Origin of the sequence: Pseudoalteromonas sp. L23, from assembly GCF_021728455.1 — a bacterium.
Classification (GTDB): Bacteria; Pseudomonadota; Gammaproteobacteria; order Enterobacterales; family Alteromonadaceae; genus Pseudoalteromonas.
Genome location: NZ_JAKKCW010000030.1, coordinates 1 through 16,699 on the forward strand (window position 1 = coordinate 1; position 16,699 = coordinate 16,699).

General features: G+C 37.5%; 17 protein-coding genes and 2 pseudogenes. 8 read left to right on the forward strand and 11 right to left on the reverse strand.

Annotation, left to right across the window (positions count from 1 at the left end; translation table 11 throughout):
• Positions 1-143, forward strand: a pseudogene (locus tag L3V43_RS23125) (IS982 family transposase); the annotation flags it as partial.
• A gap of 213 nt (positions 144-356) precedes the next feature.
• Here the strand turns inward: L3V43_RS23125 and L3V43_RS23130 are convergent.
• From L3V43_RS23130 to L3V43_RS23150, 5 genes and pseudogenes are all read right to left on the reverse strand, one after another.
• The gene (locus L3V43_RS23130; RefSeq protein WP_237117488.1) at positions 357-809 is read right to left on the reverse strand and encodes a hypothetical protein; all 453 of its coding nucleotides are present in this window, start codon (positions 807-809) and stop codon (positions 357-359) included.
• Positions 810-947: 138 nt separating this feature from the next.
• A pseudogene (locus L3V43_RS23135) lies at positions 948-1,079 on the reverse strand (IS3 family transposase); the annotation flags it as partial.
• A gap of 169 nt (positions 1,080-1,248) precedes the next feature.
• Entirely contained in the window at positions 1,249-2,151 is a 903-nt protein-coding gene (locus L3V43_RS23140; protein ID WP_237117487.1) for a hypothetical protein, read from the reverse strand.
• 133 nt (positions 2,152-2,284) lie between these two features.
• Positions 2,285-2,797, reverse strand: a complete 513-nt coding sequence (locus tag L3V43_RS23145) for a cold shock domain-containing protein (protein WP_237117486.1) — start codon at positions 2,795-2,797, stop codon at positions 2,285-2,287.
• A 196-nt stretch (positions 2,798-2,993) separates the two neighbouring features.
• Complete coding sequence (locus tag L3V43_RS23150) at positions 2,994-3,191, reverse strand: hypothetical protein (protein ID WP_095728696.1); 198 nt, start codon at positions 3,189-3,191, stop codon at positions 2,994-2,996.
• A 184-nt stretch (positions 3,192-3,375) separates the two neighbouring features.
• Between L3V43_RS23150 and L3V43_RS23155 the strand changes: the two genes are divergently transcribed.
• Positions 3,376-3,615, forward strand: a complete 240-nt coding sequence (locus tag L3V43_RS23155; RefSeq protein WP_138527250.1) for a helix-turn-helix transcriptional regulator — start codon at positions 3,376-3,378, stop codon at positions 3,613-3,615.
• 320 nt (positions 3,616-3,935) lie between these two features.
• Here the strand turns inward: L3V43_RS23155 and L3V43_RS23160 are convergent, their stop codons facing one another.
• On the reverse strand, positions 3,936-4,289 hold the full coding sequence (locus L3V43_RS23160; protein ID WP_237117485.1) for a hypothetical protein: 354 nt from the start codon (positions 4,287-4,289) through the stop codon (positions 3,936-3,938).
• A 281-nt stretch (positions 4,290-4,570) separates the two neighbouring features.
• On the opposite strand from L3V43_RS23160, the gene L3V43_RS23165 reads away from it, so the two are divergent.
• The 3 genes from L3V43_RS23165 to L3V43_RS23175 all read left to right on the forward strand — a co-directional run bounded on the left by L3V43_RS23165 (position 4,571) and on the right by L3V43_RS23175 (position 5,749).
• Positions 4,571-4,822 carry a helix-turn-helix transcriptional regulator gene (locus tag L3V43_RS23165; RefSeq protein ID WP_045962041.1) on the forward strand — a complete coding sequence of 84 codons (252 nt, stop codon included), beginning with the start codon at positions 4,571-4,573 and terminating at the stop codon, positions 4,820-4,822.
• 67 nt (positions 4,823-4,889) lie between these two features.
• A complete protein-coding gene (locus L3V43_RS23170) occupies positions 4,890-5,177 on the forward strand; it encodes a hypothetical protein (RefSeq protein WP_237117484.1) in 288 nt (95 codons plus the stop codon).
• Positions 5,174-5,749: a hypothetical protein gene (locus L3V43_RS23175; RefSeq protein WP_237117483.1), complete on the forward strand. Its 576-nt coding sequence runs from the start codon at positions 5,174-5,176 to the stop codon at positions 5,747-5,749. Before L3V43_RS23170 ends, L3V43_RS23175 begins: the two co-directional genes overlap by 4 nt.
• A 360-nt stretch (positions 5,750-6,109) precedes the next feature.
• Here L3V43_RS23175 and L3V43_RS23180 read toward each other — a convergent pair whose 3' ends face one another.
• The 3 genes from L3V43_RS23180 to L3V43_RS23190 all read right to left on the reverse strand — a co-directional run bounded on the left by L3V43_RS23180 (position 6,110) and on the right by L3V43_RS23190 (position 11,678).
• A complete protein-coding gene (locus L3V43_RS23180) occupies positions 6,110-7,735 on the reverse strand; it encodes a methyl-accepting chemotaxis protein (protein WP_237117482.1) in 1,626 nt (541 codons plus the stop codon).
• A gap of 156 nt (positions 7,736-7,891) precedes the next feature.
• Positions 7,892-8,629, reverse strand: coding sequence for an EAL domain-containing protein (locus L3V43_RS23185; RefSeq protein WP_237117481.1), 738 nt, complete (start codon positions 8,627-8,629; stop codon positions 7,892-7,894).
• Positions 8,630-8,819: 190 nt separating this feature from the next.
• The gene (locus L3V43_RS23190) at positions 8,820-11,678 is read right to left on the reverse strand and encodes a GGDEF domain-containing phosphodiesterase (RefSeq protein ID WP_237117480.1); all 2,859 of its coding nucleotides are present in this window, start codon (positions 11,676-11,678) and stop codon (positions 8,820-8,822) included.
• A gap of 181 nt (positions 11,679-11,859) precedes the next feature.
• Here L3V43_RS23190 and L3V43_RS23195 point away from each other — a divergent pair, with 181 nt between their 5' ends.
• Positions 11,860-12,615 carry a hypothetical protein gene (locus tag L3V43_RS23195; protein WP_237117479.1) on the forward strand — a complete coding sequence of 252 codons (756 nt, stop codon included), beginning with the start codon at positions 11,860-11,862 and terminating at the stop codon, positions 12,613-12,615.
• A gap of 226 nt (positions 12,616-12,841) precedes the next feature.
• Complete coding sequence (locus tag L3V43_RS23200) at positions 12,842-13,222, forward strand: hypothetical protein (RefSeq protein ID WP_237117478.1); 381 nt, start codon at positions 12,842-12,844, stop codon at positions 13,220-13,222.
• A 138-nt stretch (positions 13,223-13,360) separates the two neighbouring features.
• Here the strand turns inward: L3V43_RS23200 and L3V43_RS23205 are convergent, their stop codons facing one another.
• Positions 13,361-13,684 (reverse strand): hypothetical protein, encoded by a 324-nt coding sequence (locus L3V43_RS23205; RefSeq protein ID WP_237117477.1) that lies wholly within the window; start codon positions 13,682-13,684, stop codon positions 13,361-13,363.
• Between the two features lie 506 nt (positions 13,685-14,190).
• On the opposite strand from L3V43_RS23205, the gene L3V43_RS23210 reads away from it, so the two are divergent.
• The gene (locus tag L3V43_RS23210) at positions 14,191-15,090 is read left to right on the forward strand and encodes a diguanylate cyclase (protein WP_237117476.1); all 900 of its coding nucleotides are present in this window, start codon (positions 14,191-14,193) and stop codon (positions 15,088-15,090) included.
• A gap of 32 nt (positions 15,091-15,122) precedes the next feature.
• Here L3V43_RS23210 and L3V43_RS23215 read toward each other — a convergent pair.
• Positions 15,123-16,699, reverse strand: a 1,577-nt coding sequence (locus tag L3V43_RS23215) for an EAL domain-containing protein (RefSeq protein ID WP_237117475.1), incomplete at its 5' end; no start/stop codon positions are given.

Consider the following 16,699-nt stretch of genomic DNA (forward strand, 5'->3'; position numbering starts at 1 on the left):
TGTTTGATCAACTCAAGAACATAACTCACATAGACCACACAAGGCACCGTAGCTGTGTTTCATTTATGGTGAACTTGATGGCAGGCCTCATCGCTTATACTTTTCAAGCAAAGAAACCGAGCATAAAGGTTACTCGGCTTTAGTTCTTATACAGATCTCAGGTTGATTAAGCTAAGAGCATTGCTAAACCTAAAATTTCGCTATGCCAGTGAAAAGGCAACTTTGTAGCTAAAAGGCTCAGCGAATCACAGCAAAAGTTTGCTCATGTGAAAGCAAGTATACGGAAGTTAGAAAAACAGCTTGATAACAACATAAAACAAAGAGCTGAGCTTGAACAAGATTCAATATTACTGGTACTAAAAAACACCGATTCTCTTTAATAATTTTGTCTCTTTCATTAAAAATGAGCTACTAGCCCTTACATCATGATCTGTCGAATGAAGAGCATTTTTTATGATTTTTAAAAGCTCGATCTCACTGGCTTTCAGAGCTTCTCCTTGAAATTTAGGGAAAATTTTATAAAGCTCGTAAAACAGGTTTAATTGAGCGCCTTGGTTAAGTTCACTTGCCATGCTAGAAAAAGAGTCAATTAACATATCAGCATCTGAACTCGCTCTATAAATTAAAGAATTACCTTCATTGATAATATTCTCTTTTATCTCATTCCTTTTCTCATTTCTCGCCCAGGTCATAAAACCTTTACCAAAAAATACTGGTTTCAGTGCATCTTTTAGCGACACGTGTTCTGCATTTGATACTGGCTCACCAGTTAATAAAGCATGTAGAATATTGACTATCTCATAGTTCATATATTTGTAATCCTTAACTTTTATGAACTATATTAACAGAGTTAACACTCTGTTAGATAGACCTTGAGTTTACTTATAAATTAGTAAGTAGATTAAACTATGAATCTCCCCGAGTTCATCGGAGACTAGTAGTTTAAGTCAAGCTACTTTACCTGACTCTCTTAAATTACCATGGAAATCAGCTTCATATTGAGCTGGTGAAATATATCCCATAGAAGACAGTAAGCGTTGATTATTAAACCACTCTAAAGTGGCGTATTCGACAGCATCACATTTTAAAAGGGGACAGGAGTACATAATTTATATGTTGCAATCGCGTGTGATAAAGTTAGCGTTCTAAATTTGACAGCTACCACATATAGCTTCTTAGGCTGAGTTTAAGAACACGATTTAAAACCGCCTGCCTTGATTGAAGTCACGTGTTACGATAACTGAACACTTACCTGACCTCACGGAACCCATCACCACACGCGCAAAAATACTTGATACTAAAGTTGAATAGCTCACCTTTTAGCCTTGAAAACCATTCCTTATCTTTCTTATTAGGTGCTTCATTACCGACTATCCAAATAGACCTACATCTAATTTCTCCATGCAGGGAGTACATCAGTAGCTGACCAATTGCATGTTTGATATCTTCTTTAGACGTTTTCAAGTGCTTGACTTCAACAATGCTATTTAGCGTGTTGTCACTATTGAATAACATAATGTCAGGTTTAATTTTTTGGCCACAATAATCAATAGACCGCTGCTGTTCTGATATTAAACATTTCGAAAACGCTTGATGTTTCAGCCACAACACAAACTTTCTTTCAAGCTCCTTTTCTTTCCAATGGATTATTGATGCTTCTCTAGCCTTCGCTATTGATGCATAAAAAGAATAGACTTGTTTGTTTATACTTATCGCTGGCGGTGGTGCCTCATCAAAATCTGCCTGAAAAGCTGTAAAATCACAGTGGTCGAGTACCAGCTTTAACTGTTTATAAGATTCTGCATTGTTATCATCATTGCCAAAAACAATCTGATTCTTAAAACCACGCTGAGTCCGCTTTCCAATCCCTAAAAAACCATCAGGTAATTGCTCTTGTTCAATATAAATACGTACTACACACCTGTCCGCATAGCAATAAATTGTCAATCGATTTGGATCTGAAAACCCTCCGAATCGATAAATAGGTGAGTTCTTCTGATCGACCCAGCCATGTGTGACACGCTTATCTTGGAACCGTTCAAAATATGCAAGCAACGATTTCAAGTTCCCCCAAGTGTTATTATTGATATTTAACCACTTTTCAATATTTGGCTTCTCACTTAGGTCTGGTGTGATAGGAGATTTTGGCAAAATCGTGTCCTTACTTTTCGATTTGAGGAAATGAGCGTACTAAAAAAAGATTCTCAAGAAAACTTCTCAGATTCAAATAGACAAGATTTCAATGAGCCAACAACAAATGTCGTCTCCTGGAAAAGCGGTAACGCTAAACCCAAAACCTTTTACAGTCCTCGCATTGATACCCACCATTACCTGTTGGGTGTCCATCACCACCACATCTTTTGCACTTCTTAGTTGGTGTTGTTCTAATAACTTCCCCCTCAACAAACCGTGTGCCTCCCCCCAACTTTCGTTCAATACACTCTCCAGCGATAGCTCCCAGAATAGCCCAGCCTGGACGATCCTCAAAAAATGCCATGCCGGCCCTTACTGATAAACTTGGAACCGTCCTTGTATCACGTCTATATTGTGGTTTACCGTAGTACGTAGTTTTAGAGTGACTTTTTGCCACTCTTTTCTCTATAGCGACATTCGCTGCTTGATTTTCACTCCCTATGATCCCTGTTTCAACACTATATGAAACAGTATCACCACTGTTTGGGTATGTATTCTGATTGACCAGACTATGCTTGTTAAAATATAGGTCAGGTTGGTTTGGTCGATTAATAAAGCCAAAACCCTTTTTCTTGTCAAAAAATTTAACTTTCCCTTGTGCCATAACTCCCCTCACTTTTAATCGTCAAAATACCTTGTTCGCTAAGTAACTGAGATAGCAAACTAAGTAGAACCCATCTGCTAAAAATGTTACTTGCCAATAGTAACTCAGTCACTTTTGCTCCCATTTCAGCTTAGTTCACAACTATCAAAGATGCATAAATGGAAAGGCTTTATCCTCTCCATTTATGTATCATCAATCAAGCTTCAGCCACACGCTCGCTTTCTTTTTTAAGCTTTACAAAAGTCGTGATCGAATAACCCAGCCCATACATTGCCCCAATGATCCCCCAACCAATTGCAGCTTCAACATCACTCTCTGCAAACGCTGATGCGAAAACAAAACATAATGGGAACAATACCATGCCAATAATTGACATAACTTTTACCGTAGACATAACAACTCCTTTAATTGATATAACGTTCAGTAGATAAAGGTTAAACACCAAAAAAACCTCTATAGAGGTTATAATGTATACCATAGTGAGTGGTTTATCCAGTGGTTAACAAGGACAATTTACAGCGAGTAGAATAATAAAAGAGCTTAGCTAGTTGATGGATGACCACGATGAGTCTTCGGTAATGAATGCCTTTGGCAAAGCAATTAAAGTAAAAAGAGTTGAAATTGGATTGACTCAAGAGGATCTTGCGGAACAATCTGGTTTGGCACGTTCTTTTGTATCAGGGGTTGAGCGTGGTGAAGCCAAAGCAACTATCATTTCAGTGTGGAAAATTGCTAAAGGGTTAAAATGCCTACCTTCCGAGTTATGGCTGGTGGCGGAAAGGCTAAATAGCACACAAACATTAAACAAAAAGCGTTAGTTCATCTCAGTTAGCTTTTACACGATAACCAAGGAGCTTTATGGATCCCCTAGACAAAATTTGTGATGCTTGTGAACAAATGCAAAGCAACTGTGAATGTTATCGGTGCCCCACATGCCTTGAAAAAGAGCATGAGTGTGGTTGTGAAAATGGGGTGATTTGCGAAACAAAAACGAGTAATTTAGATGAAAATAACACTCTCTAAAAGATTACTAGCTGAGATCTACTTAAGCTTGAGAAGTTTTATGATTTAGGCAACAACACCGTGATTACGTCAAAATCGCTTGGTGTTCACAGAATTTTAGGTGAATAACTCAAAGTCACTCTAAGTATTTCCCCCAGTCTTGTGCCTGCCATAGCATTTTGTGCGGTTTGGATCGTTGTTTTATCCGTCCGTTTTGCTTGTCAGCTATAAGTTTTCGTTGTGTGCCTTTTTGCTCACGTTGGCGATACGCTAACGCACATAATGGGCACTTAATATCTTGATGCAGTCCAGAGAGACTAAAAAAAGAACACTTTCCAGATAAAATATAGATGAGTAATCTGAAGGATGTAATTTCGATTGCGTCTTGAGTCTCACTACGTAGCTTCATGGTGCTTAAATCAGATGAACTCTCTGGCTCACCAATTTGCGTCATGCTTGTTTCAAACGTTTCAGTCTTACGTTTTCTCATGTTGCTGTCCTTTTAAATATGCTGAAAATGCCAAAAAGGAACGTGATGTGCGTAACGCATTGCTTTTTCAGTGCGCGTTACTTCAAGTACAGCGCCTTACTGTTCCTTCTAGTGTCAGATCTTACAAAGGTATGAGTCCAAAAGCTTAGACTGTTTCAGATTCTTACACTTGACCGTTTCATTTGTTTAACACAAAATACACAAACAAGGCTCAGGCAGGACTATAGCGTTGTCATTGTTAGTAAAAGAATATTAATGGAGTACCCTAAGGGAAAAGATAAATGACAATTAAAGCAAGCAGTTTAGTACAGCAACTGAGGTTTGCCGCAGGATACTCTGTAATTCAGTTTGCAAAGAAGATGGGCGTTTCAAAACAAACCATCTACAACTGGGAGAGTGGCCTGACAACACCGGATTTAAACCAAGTAATTAGAATGTACATTGTTTGTGGATTGAACCCCAAGTCTTTACTACCAAAGCGAAAAAAAAGCAGTAATGATGAACTTGGTGATACCGATACCAACCTCGATTAAATAGCGCAATTTGCAATCAAGATTGTTACACTATGCATACAAATGTTATTAACATAAGGAATACAAAGTGTATAAAAAAGAACCTAATTACATCTCAAAACAATTACTTCCTGATGGGCACTTAGGCAGTATTATCGGTTCGAGTGGTGTGGTCGGTGATAGCGCTCAAATTAACCCTATGCAAGGAAGAGACAATATAGCGACCGCTGTAGTACAAGTCATTTCTCACAAGTACTTGCGACTAATTACGGGCTCTGGCGGTGTAGCTGGTGGTGGAGGTGGTCAAGTTGATCCTCAACAAGTGGAAGGTGCGATACAAACGCCTTACTTTAAATCTAGCAACGAGAAATCATGAGTACGTTATATCAAGTCATAATGGAAAATAACCACCTAATCAATATTTCGATTTGGGTGGTTTTGATAATTTCAGTCTTTCTAAGTAAAGACAGCCCTAATGTTCAGTGGCTAGCAGTCAATATTTTATTTGCACGCACATTAGACATTGCACTGTATGAACCTGCTTTAAAGTTGGGCGGATGGTTTTACTTTATAATGGCGACGCAAAATTTGCTTTTGATGGCGCTCATCATAAAACGCAAACAGATTGCAAACTACATAGCGCAGCTCAACTTAAGCTTTATCAGTCGCTTTGCACAAAGAAGTGCAAAAGACTTTTCCCTAACACCAAATGAGCTCACTTATATACTCATTTTAGCAAGTGCGGCTCTCATTCAAACCGCATCTCTTGTAGAGCGAGGGTTTAGAAAGCTAACTGATTTTAACCCGATGTTTATCTATGACGCGTACCCAAGCCTGATGCACATACTCACTATTCTTTCCGTGTTGGTTATATTTTCACTAGTCATTGATGCTTATCGTGGTTTCTATACTCGTCGAGATTCTGCAAACCGTAGCAGCCCTACATGATCACATGGCCCAGAATGAATTGAATTTTACACTATCACATGACATCGAGAGTTTATTTTTAATAAACAGGGAAGTTCTAGTGGCATTGCTGCAAACATAACAATAGCACGTTTCTCAGGAATTTATTCAATACTCCTTTAGTGCTAAATTCCACTTTGGAGGCATCTTATCTTTCATAATTATAATCTTGCCTGAACCCTATTACGTCTATTCTCGAATGTCTACATACTAAGACTCAGCCAACAACTAATCATACATAAAACACCGTAAAAACTTCCTCTTCAGCATCCCCGATGGAATCGAAGATGGCGGCAACACTTACTAATATAGTTTGGCTTTTATGATACATCTTCAATATTATCATAATTTAAATATTTCAATTTTCTTAGCTAAGTCTCTTGATAGCTCTGAAAGTTCACAGCTAATGTCAGAGTTTCTCTGAGCACTGTGAGCTTGTGAACTTACGCTCTCACTAAACTCATTGAGATTTGTACTGAGCTCTGAAATAACACTTCTTTGCTGCTCTGTCGCTGTTGATACCAAAAGGTTCATATCTACAATTTGTTGAATAGCCGACTCAATATTGTCCATCAAAGTCACAGCTTTATTGGCCCTCTCTGTGCTTTTAGTCGTATTTTGATGAACACTTTCCATTGATGTCACTGATTGCTCGGCTAAAAGTTGTAATTCACTAATCATACTTTTTATAGACTCTGTAGCCTCTTGCGTATTATGGGCGAGCTGTCTAACTTCATCCGCCACCACTGCAAAACCTCTACCAGACTCCCCAGCTCTGGCAGCTTCAATCGCCGCATTTAGTGCTAAAAGGTTGGTTTGCTCTGCCACACTTTGGATCATCAATACAACCTGATTTATATCTTTAGATTGCATATCTAGCCGTTGAATTAAACTGGTATTCTTCCGTATTTCATCCCCTAACTCATTAATTGCTTTGATATTAAGGGATATAGTTTCCACCCCTTGAGACGCCAGTTCTCTCGACGATTCTGCGTGCTCTGTTGATGAGCTTGCACTATATGAAACTTCCTGTATTGAACTATGCATCTCGGTAGCTGCTGTAGCCATCATAGATGTTTGTTGCTCTTGAATATGCGACGTCTCAGCTATGCTTTCTCCGACTCGAATTAAATCTTTAGATGAAGTACTCAAGCTTATTGATACTCCAGATAAAGCAGAAACTAAATTGTGTAAATTGTTTACCATCCTATTAAAATCATTTGATATATCGGTAAGCTCATCAGAGCCACTTAATGTGATACGCTGAGTTAAATCAGCATTCATAGCGACATTATTAATCCCTTTCTTTAGCGCATTTAAGGGCTTATTAATAGAATGGAATATTAACCAGCCTGAAATGAGCAGCAGTGATACCACAAGAACTGTTACCCCAAAAAGTATCGCTTCTTGAACAACAATACTTTCTTCAGCTTCCTCCTGCATCTGCACAGCCAAGGTTAACTGGTGTTTAGCCAACTCGTTGTAGCTATTACTTAATGGGTCAAAAACCCGATACACCTCACCAACAAACTGTTCATAGGGTAATTGATAAAAATTACCAGTCTTTATTTTGTTTTCTAATTTATCAACCAATAACATGACATCACGCTTTTTCCTGTCCGTGCGCTCGATCAACTCTATCTCTTCAGCAGATTTATTATGTTTCAGAAATTGAGCCCAAGTATTTTCAGCTTTAGCTTTCGTATCACTAATTATTTCCAGAGCTTTCTCTTCCGTTAGCTTTCTGGCTCTGAGTTTGTGGAATGTATCAACAATGACTACGGAAAAATTATCAGAAACTTCCTTGACTTGCTCTAATGGAACGATCCTATCTTTATGCATATTTTTGACCGTATGTCCAAGATTACTCAATGAGTAATCAGTCAACACAGCTAATACCACAATGATAACGGCTGGTGTAAATGAAAGTAGCATTAAGCGGCGTTTTACAGAAATTGAGTTCAGCATTTGAAGTCCAAAATAAGAAAATCTGAGATGAGTGAGGAAATAGTAGCAAGTTCTGCATTTCCTACGCATCTAGTGTATTACTAGCTTATGCGTAAGTCATTACAAAACAAATAAATAATTAATTAGCAAACCAGTCGCATAGCTCTATGTCACAGGCTATAAAGATGGCCAGTACACCGTTGGTAAAGACTCAAGTTCTGGTTTGGCGAATAAATACCCTTGCATAAGCGAAACCCGATGAGCTTTCAAATACATATATTCGCTCTCAGTTTCTACACCCTCAGCTAACATCTGGATATTTAACTTCTCACACATGAATTGAATGCCCTTAAAGATTGTTTGCTTCGCAAAATCTGTGTCTATACTTCTAACTAACTCAATACTCAATTTTATGTAGTTTGGCTGGAAGCCACAAAGTAAACTAAGCCCAGCAAAACCTTCACCAAAATCATCTATTGCTGTTTGAAAGCCACATTCTTTGTATACATCAAAAATACTAATTAAAAAGTTCTTATCAACCACTCGCTCCTGCTCGGTTACTTCGAAGATAATCTTATTTGTCGGAATATCGAACTTTTTAGCAGTTTTTAAAGTCATTGCAAGACAAGCCTCTGGCTCATATATAGCTTGAGGCATAAAGTTTATATTTAAACACTTATCGGATTGTAATCTAGCGAATGTCTCTATAGCAGTGATTCGGCAGCTTTGATCAAAACTATATTTGTTATCTTCGTTTACTCTTTTAAATACTTCAAGCGCACTCTCACCACGACTTCCTCTAACGAGAGCTTCGTAAGAAATAACTTCTCTCTTGAAAACATCTACAATCGGTTGAAACGCCATCTTCAAACGAAAGTCTAATCGCTCTTTACATTGACACCCTATTCTTTTCATATTTCGCTCGCTTTTATCCAAAACCCTTAATCTTATCGGAAATAGTACACTGACATAACAACCTGAAAAATGTGAAATTATTAGTTTTCAGTCTAAAACATAGAGTTTAAAAATACAAAACTAAGCTTATCAGCACTTATTATCTGAATTCGGGGGTGTTAAAAAACTAATCATGTCTAAATTTGAGCCTTTATTGTCTATACGCCAAAGCCTTTGCCAGCAAAAGCTCCTTAACTATTTTCGCTTTTACTGGTTTACTATAGTAATATCCTTGAAAACGATTAGCCCCCCAACGCTTCAAGATTTCCACTTGCCTTTTGGTTTCAACTCCTTCAGTGATAATTTGCAATCCCAAGGCTTGTCCTATTGAAATAATTAGCTGGGTTAAGGTTTCTCCTTCAGGTGAAGCAATGCCATCAATAAAGCTTTTATCAATTTTAAGATATTCAATAGGTAGTTTTTTCAAATAAGACAAGCTAGAAAAACCTGTCCCAAAGTCATCTAATGCTAATTGAATACCGATCTTCTTCAATTTATTAAGTAATTTTAGAGTTACTTCCCAATCTTCAATCATAGATGACTCTGTCACCTCTAGAATAATTCTGTGAGGAGGGACGTTATAAAAAGCAAGTATTGATTGCAAGAAATCAAAAAAGGAGTCATCGGTAAGCTGTACAGGGCTAACATTTATCGCGACAGTAAAACCATCAACTCCTTCTTTCTTCCATTTATCGATTTGATCAACTGCACTTTCAATAATGTATTTACCCAACTCGATTATCTTTCCAGACTGTTCAGCAACGGCTATAAACTCCAATGGGGAAAGTTGTTCATGGCTTGTGCTGATACACCTACATAATGCCTCTAAAGAAAGCAGCTTTCCTGTTATAGCACATACTACTGGTTGATACTCTAAGTAAACAGAGCCTGATTCCAACGCTTTACTCACTTGATTACTGATATAAATAAACCGATTAAATTTAGTTTCTAATCCAGAATAATAGTAAGTACAGGCTACATGCTTTTGAGAAGCTTCATTATAGGCCAGCTTAGCTCTATTGAGTGCTTCACTTATCTGCACTAGATTCATCGATTCGAAAGCATACACACCAACACAACCTGATAACTTATAGCTATTTCCACAGCATTCTATAGACTGGTTAATTAACCCTTTTACTTTATCTACCTTGTCTATAATCTTACCAACTAGCAATATCGCGAACTCGTTGGAGCCAACATGGTAAACTCTGTCGTTGTTATCAAGATTAAAAATCAATTCTTTTGAGAGCGCTTTGACTACTTGCTCACCCGCAACCTTTCCTCGCTTATATATAATGTGATCAAAATTATTTACCCCCAATGCAATCAAGGCTTTACTATCATGGCCATTACAAAAAGAAGTAAGATCTTCATTAAGCTTTCGCTCATTTGGTAACCCAGTTATCGAATCATGTGTTGCTTGATATAATTCGTCTTCTCTTTTTAAGAATGATTCTGTAATATCCCTAAAAATAACAATTCTTCCACCAGCTAGTGTAGACGATAAAGTTTCAATCGTTTTAACCTTAAAGATCTGTTCGACAACATTACAGCTAGAAATACACAGTGGAGATATCCAACTGACATTTGGTTTAATAAAATTAACACTATCCCCAGTGTAATAGTTGTTAAGCGATATTATATGATTAATTTTTTCTCCCAAAGCCTCTCTTTCTTGTAACTTAAATATCCTCATAGCTGAAGAATTTATTAGGCTCACTTCGTCCTTCTCGTCAATTAAGATAACGCCATCAGTTATCGTAGATAGTGTACATTCCAACAGCTCTTTCTCTCGTTCAAGAGATTTAGAAAGCTCGATTTCATTAGTAACATCTTGAAAAACTGCAACATCAAAACAAGAGCCAAATTCACTAAACTTACAACTTCTCAATCCCACTTCAGCAATAATTGATGAGTTATCAATTCCTCTTATCTCAACTCTATCAGGCTCCCCCTTACTAGCTCTCTTACATTTGTTAATATCTGACACAAATAAATTGATATTTTTTCCAATGACTTGATTGCACTTGTAACCAGTTAGCTCTAACCAAGTATCACTCACTGTCAATACCTCTCCACAATCATTATAGGAAAGCATTGCTACCGGTGTATGAGAGTATATTTCCTCTAAGTCTGAGCTGAGTTTCTTAAATTTTGATATCTCACTTCCAATTTGGCGTTTACCCACAGATATTAATAAAGGAGGTAACAATGTTAATATAAAAGGAACAATAAGCGAAGATACAACATCAGGGGGGAGCAGCTCACCAAATGAATATTTGGAGAGCATAAAGATCATAAAAATCCCGTTTAGACAAAGTAAGGCAGCTATTACTTCGTGGGTGAAGACAATTGAAACTAAGGCGAGAAAAGCTAGGATATAAATAAAAGGATACTGAAAGTAGTTTAATGCTTCAAACTGAATAGCGAAACTCACAATAGCGATTAACGAGACATGCCAAATATAACGCCTAGATAAAAAACAAGCTTGCTGTTTTCTTACTACTAAAAATAATAAAGGTAAAACGGTTAATCCTCCTAACGTACTGCCAACAAACCAGGTAATGAAAAGATTCAAAAAACCTTTGCCTTCAGCCAATAAGTGAAGAGATAGTGCCCCTGTTGAAGCCCCCAAAAAGCTAGGTATTAACAAACTAAGTGCCAACAACTTTAAGTAGCATTGAACTCGATCTGACTTGATGTAATTGGTGTACAGGGATGACAGTATCGCGATAGAAAATGTTTCTGTTAGGTCACCGAGAAGAAATGCCAAAGATTGTTCAACAGTATAAAAAGAAAGACCGAAATCGGTTATTAGACTACCGAGACATACAATCATTAAGTATTCTGGCCATTTCTCCTTCAACCTCACTCCCATTAAGAATCCGCAAACGCTATTTGCATACCATACAGATGCTAACAACTCATGAGCGCCAGCTAGCGTAAGAGATAAGTAGCCAAGAAATATATAGAGGATCAATAGAAATGCTAGATGCCGTGTTTGAGTCATGGGAACCTTACAAAAACGCCTAAACAAAAACAATACTAAAGAACTACCAATTTGTTAAATAACATTTAGTTTTTAACAAAAATAATTTCGTTATATCGAACACTTCTATTACACTTTTTAACTTGCAAGCATTGTTTCTAAATTGGATAATCCATTCTTTAATGGAGCACGGGTATAAATAATGAAACCATCTAAGACTTTTAAACGACTCATGACGGCGGTCAGTATGAGCGTACTTTTCACAGCCTGTACATCAGAAACCGAGTCTGACCTACTTAAAACAAGCGCTATTAGCGCAGATATATCAGTCAACTCGAATGGAGAAAGAACTCGAATTGTAGCTGAGTTAAATGTTGGGGACTCATTTGGCTCCAACGTAAATTTAAGTGATGGCGATTCGCTAAAAGCGATCGTAAACGGCCAGGCAATCCCGCTGATAAAAGACACTGATATTCTAGATATTGATTATGAAGGGAAGTCTTCAGTCGTAGCTGGAAATAGTCAATTTACCATTCGGCTAGATCGAAAGAAGGAGGACAATGCTTCGGCATCAGTAGAGCTCCCTCTATCCTTTTCTATCCTTGCGCCAGACACTGTAAAGACCTTTCAATATGATGAGAATATTAAAATCATTACTGATGGAATAGACTCATCCAGTGAGACATCTCTCATTGTTAGCTACTCATGTCCGAACAAAACAGGCGGACTTTTGACGGGCTCTTTCTCTACAAACTTTGGCAACTCAACACACACTACATTCAATGCGAAAAGTGTTAACCTGATAGATATAGAACAGGTTGCAAATGCAAAATCATGTGAGTTTGATATCGAAATTCAAAGAATAAGAATAGGTTCCTTTACTGGCGCTCTTAAAGACAATAGTTTAATCAGGGGTATCCAATCAAGAGTAATAAAAGACCTAGAGTTTATTTTCTGATTAAGCTACACGCTACATCCAGTAGTAATAAACAATACCCTATTACTACTGGAAGTTCTTATTTAATTTTATAGCGAAAGATAGCAATTAGTTGAAACTCCTGATGTCGTAAGATATATCTGGTAAAAAATGTTTACTTTAACACTAAATAATTTTAGGGCTAAAATTTTATTCAAGCGACTGACTACATTTCATTACTATATTGATGGGTATGCAGGAGTGCCAAGTGTATATCCGTTTTGTAGTTGATGAGTTCAACGAAGAGTCTAATCAAAGGTTAGGCATTTTTCATGCTGTTCGATATATGAAAGATGATAATAAATTTTATGATTATGAACTTGAGCAGATTGAAGAGATAATAAACTGGTTCAGTAAACACTTGGAATCGCCTTTAGATCACTTAAATAAGAAGAAATTAAAAAGATCTAATCTTTTTATAAGTTGGTTTAAAATATCAGCTACGAGACACATTGCCAAAGTTAGGGTGCTTGCATCTCACCTTGAAAATAAAGGTATTACTGTATATCAAGTTATGACTGAAGAACCTGGTAAGATTACGTATTCAGACAAATATCAAATATTTGCTAAACCGTTCAACAAGTTTTAAGCAACTTTTTTATTACAAAAAATAGATATCTCAATATCTTGCTATCGGCTAGTAAGTCGTAAGAGTATAAATGTCAGGTTGTATTAAACTCTATTAATCCAACCTGACAGAAAAGTTGTGGTTATTCAAAAGGTTATTTTATATTCCTGCTTCAACTTGTAAAAGAGAGCTAAGCACTGATTCAAACTCTCTGTAAATTCCTTCTTTCTCTTTATCATTGTCGTGATTATTAGCTTTGGCTCTGTACCTAAGTACATGCGCTCTAAGTCTAGCGTCATGACGACGAAGATAACCAATAACCTCCATTATCTCTTGTGCAGCTTTGTTTATTGGTAGACCTAATTCAATTCGACTATTGTAGTAAATACCCAGTAACTCCAATCCACCTGTCAAATCATTTATCAACGGTTTTCCGTTTCCAGTTCTCATCGCAGCAGCCATAGCAAAATTGGTTTGTTTCATTCAAGCAAAGCCTTTTATCTCAGTGTTCATTGCGAGTTTACAAGCTCACGTAGTTAAAGTGCTACAGGATCGGGGCAACTTCAATAGTGACATTGTCCCGCGTAACCTGAGAAGCCAAACTTTCTTTATCAACTTCGTAGCTTCCGAGTTACAACTACGTTTCTCTCCAATACTTGGAACGTATTAAAACAATCATAGCAATAAAAAATGGAAATAAAACATCTCAAAATTTTTAACTTTAGAGTTTTAGCTCAAATTAATTTACACTAGTAACCTACAGTTTACAGCCTTCGTTATGGGATGTAGCCAATTGCTCAAGCGTATTCTTCAAACTCCCCTGTCCACTTCCCCTCTTGATGCTATGTACGGCTATTCATTGGGGAATAATATAAAAAGTGTAGACTCTTCTAATGGCCATATTGATAGATACCTCCATGTTAAGCATGGTCGTATGCTTGATACACAGACTAGATAACTGAGCTTAACCAGTAGCTATAGGAAATATTATGAATAGGGACGTAGAGCTTAAACATGATACATTTATATTTTTAATTATGGCTGATGAGTCAAACCAAAAACTTGTATCCTCGTGCATTTCCAATCTTTCAATGATTGTTCACTTCATTAATACATTTGATGCAAAAGATAGCCTCAGGTTTAACCAGCCAAGTCTTGTGATCATGGATTCAGAATTTTCCATTGATGAAGAGCTAATTAACGAGTTAAAGCAATACCAAATTCCCTACATCTTTGTTACCAGCTTCCAGCAACCAAGTGAACATATCACACTGTGGGATCTTGATGCAGCTGACATATTAGTCAAACCCCTTTCCTCTATTGAGCTACTGAATAAGGTACGAGTCCACTTAAACTACACCCAACGATTGAATGAGCTCAAAGTGATGTCGTGTATTGATGGTTTGACGGGAGCATTTAACCGTTCCCATTTTGATAATGATATCGCTAATTTATTACACCAACAAAAGAAATCTAAGCTTCCGCTAAGCTTGATGATGCTTGATCTCGACCACTTCAAAGAATTTAATGATACATACGGTCACCTTCAAGGCGACAATGCACTAAAGCTTTGCGTTCAGATCATAAATAAGTGCATCAAGCGTCCGTACGACGCTGTCTACAGGTATGGTGGTGAGGAATTCATCATAGCACTACCTGGTGCGTGGTTTAACATAGCCCAGCAAGTTGCAAAGCAGATAACCCAAACCCTATATTCTGCAAATATCCCACACAAAGTTTCTCCATTCAAATTGCTAACCGCCAGTATTGGAGGTGTTACATTAGGAACCTCAAACCGCACATTGGACGCAAAAGAACTTTTGATGTTAGCTGACCAAGCTTTATATCAAGCGAAACGGACGGGAAGGAATACTGTCTGTTGGGCATAACAACCTAAAAGTGATTAATGTAGATATATTTTTTAATTCATAATCTTATTTTTCATATCACTCTTTAGTTGCTTATTTATCTTCAGTAACTTATCAGCCAAATCACTCTCAGGCAAAGGCTTGGAAAAATAATAACCCTGTACCTTATCAACATTAGTGCTTCTACATATGGAGTATTGACTTCCGCTCTCTACTCCCTCAACTACAACACTAAGTTGTAAGCTTTTAAGCATATCAATCAAACCCATAAATATCCTTTTCCCTCTATCGTCTACCTCAATTCTGTCGGTAAGCGATTTATCCACTTTAACAATATCAATTGGATAATTGAGCAAATGTGATATTGAAGAATAGCCTGTTCCAAAATCATCTAATGCGATTTGACATCCAAGCTCTTTTATCCGATTGAGACTCGAGCTCACACGCTCGCTCTCTGTCAGAAGCGCAGTCTCTGTTAGCTCAAAGGTAAATAAAGTACCGTCAATATCGACTCGCTTTAGGCAATCATTGATAAATGCTGGTAGAGAGATATCTTCTAGTTGCAGTGGAGAGAGGTTTATTGCTAAACGAATAGGATATCCGCACTTTGTTTGTATCTGCTTCAATGTGGTGGTCGCGTGCTCAATAATCCACTTCCCCAACGGCTCTATGAGCTTTGACTCTTCAGCTATTGTAATAAATTCTTGAGGACTACTTGTGTATTTTGCAGTAGGCCATCGGATCAACGCTTCGAGAGACACGACTTTGGCCTGCTGAATATCTACAATCGGCTGAAACGCCAACTCTAACTCTTGCCTCTCTATCGCTCCTCTTAAGTCTTGCTCCACGTTATACTTCATTTGGAACTCAGTCTGCATATTATCTTCAAAAATGCACGCCATCGTACTTTGGGAAGATTTAGCTCTAAATAGTGCAATATCAGCAAAACGTATTAAGTCATCAGCATTATTACCATTAAGTGGGTAAAGAGAAATTCCCATTCTTACTTGGCAGTAGATGTCCAACTCATAGATTGAATAGTTTCGGCTTAGTAACCGGATAAGCTTTTCAGCTTCTATTTTAATTTGAAGCGGGTTGTCACAAGACACCAACAAACAAGCAAACTCGTCTCCACCAAAACGACTAACAATATCCTCTTGCTTGGTGTGCCTCTTAAAGCTTGCTCCTAGCTCAAGTAAAAGTTGATCAGCGATTTCATGGCCAAAGCGGTCGTTTATCTTTTTAAAATCGACGATATCAACGACAAGGATCCCTGCACACTTATAGCGCTTTTTATCGGCTTGCATCAACCGCTGGCAGGTTTCTTCAAAATAGTAACGATTATACAACCCTGTCAATGAGTCGCGTTCAGCCATCTGCTTTACTTGCAGGTAGCTTTTATGTAGTTGACTTTCTAGCTCAAAGCGTTTCCTTGCTTGAAGAATTGATCGACTCAAGAGTGAAGCGGTGACTTCTTCTTTGAGTAGAAAGTCCTGTACGCCTAAATCTAGACATTTCAAAACCAGTTCATCAGAATGTGAATTGCTGATCATCACTATGGTTAGATCTTTAATATGATTGATGCGCTTAAGTTCAATGAGTAAGTCCAAACCATTTTTGGACGGCATAT

What these genes read in the sequence shown, in the direction of transcription:
- L3V43_RS23190 (WP_237117480.1), bottom strand. Translation starts at nt 11,678, where the DNA reads ATGACTCAAACACGGCATCTAGCATTTCTATTGATCCTCTATATATTT.
- L3V43_RS23160 (WP_237117485.1), bottom strand. Translation starts at nt 4,289, where the DNA reads ATGAGAAAACGTAAGACTGAAACGTTTGAAACAAGCATGACGCAAATT.
- L3V43_RS23130 (WP_237117488.1), bottom strand. Translation starts at nt 809, where the DNA reads ATGAACTATGAGATAGTCAATATTCTACATGCTTTATTAACTGGTGAG.
- L3V43_RS23175 (WP_237117483.1), top strand. Translation starts at nt 5,174, where the DNA reads ATGAGTACGTTATATCAAGTCATAATGGAAAATAACCACCTAATCAAT.
- L3V43_RS23145 (WP_237117486.1), bottom strand. Translation starts at nt 2,797, where the DNA reads ATGGCACAAGGGAAAGTTAAATTTTTTGACAAGAAAAAGGGTTTTGGC.
- L3V43_RS23195 (WP_237117479.1), top strand. Translation starts at nt 11,860, where the DNA reads ATGAAACCATCTAAGACTTTTAAACGACTCATGACGGCGGTCAGTATG.
- L3V43_RS23155 (WP_138527250.1), top strand. Translation starts at nt 3,376, where the DNA reads ATGAATGCCTTTGGCAAAGCAATTAAAGTAAAAAGAGTTGAAATTGGA.
- L3V43_RS23205 (WP_237117477.1), bottom strand. Translation starts at nt 13,684, where the DNA reads ATGAAACAAACCAATTTTGCTATGGCTGCTGCGATGAGAACTGGAAAC.
- L3V43_RS23185 (WP_237117481.1), bottom strand. Translation starts at nt 8,629, where the DNA reads ATGAAAAGAATAGGGTGTCAATGTAAAGAGCGATTAGACTTTCGTTTG.
- L3V43_RS23165 (WP_045962041.1), top strand. Translation starts at nt 4,571, where the DNA reads ATGACAATTAAAGCAAGCAGTTTAGTACAGCAACTGAGGTTTGCCGCA.
- L3V43_RS23210 (WP_237117476.1), top strand. Translation starts at nt 14,191, where the DNA reads ATGAATAGGGACGTAGAGCTTAAACATGATACATTTATATTTTTAATT.
- L3V43_RS23180 (WP_237117482.1), bottom strand. Translation starts at nt 7,735, where the DNA reads ATGCTGAACTCAATTTCTGTAAAACGCCGCTTAATGCTACTTTCATTT.
- L3V43_RS23150 (WP_095728696.1), bottom strand. Translation starts at nt 3,191, where the DNA reads ATGTCTACGGTAAAAGTTATGTCAATTATTGGCATGGTATTGTTCCCA.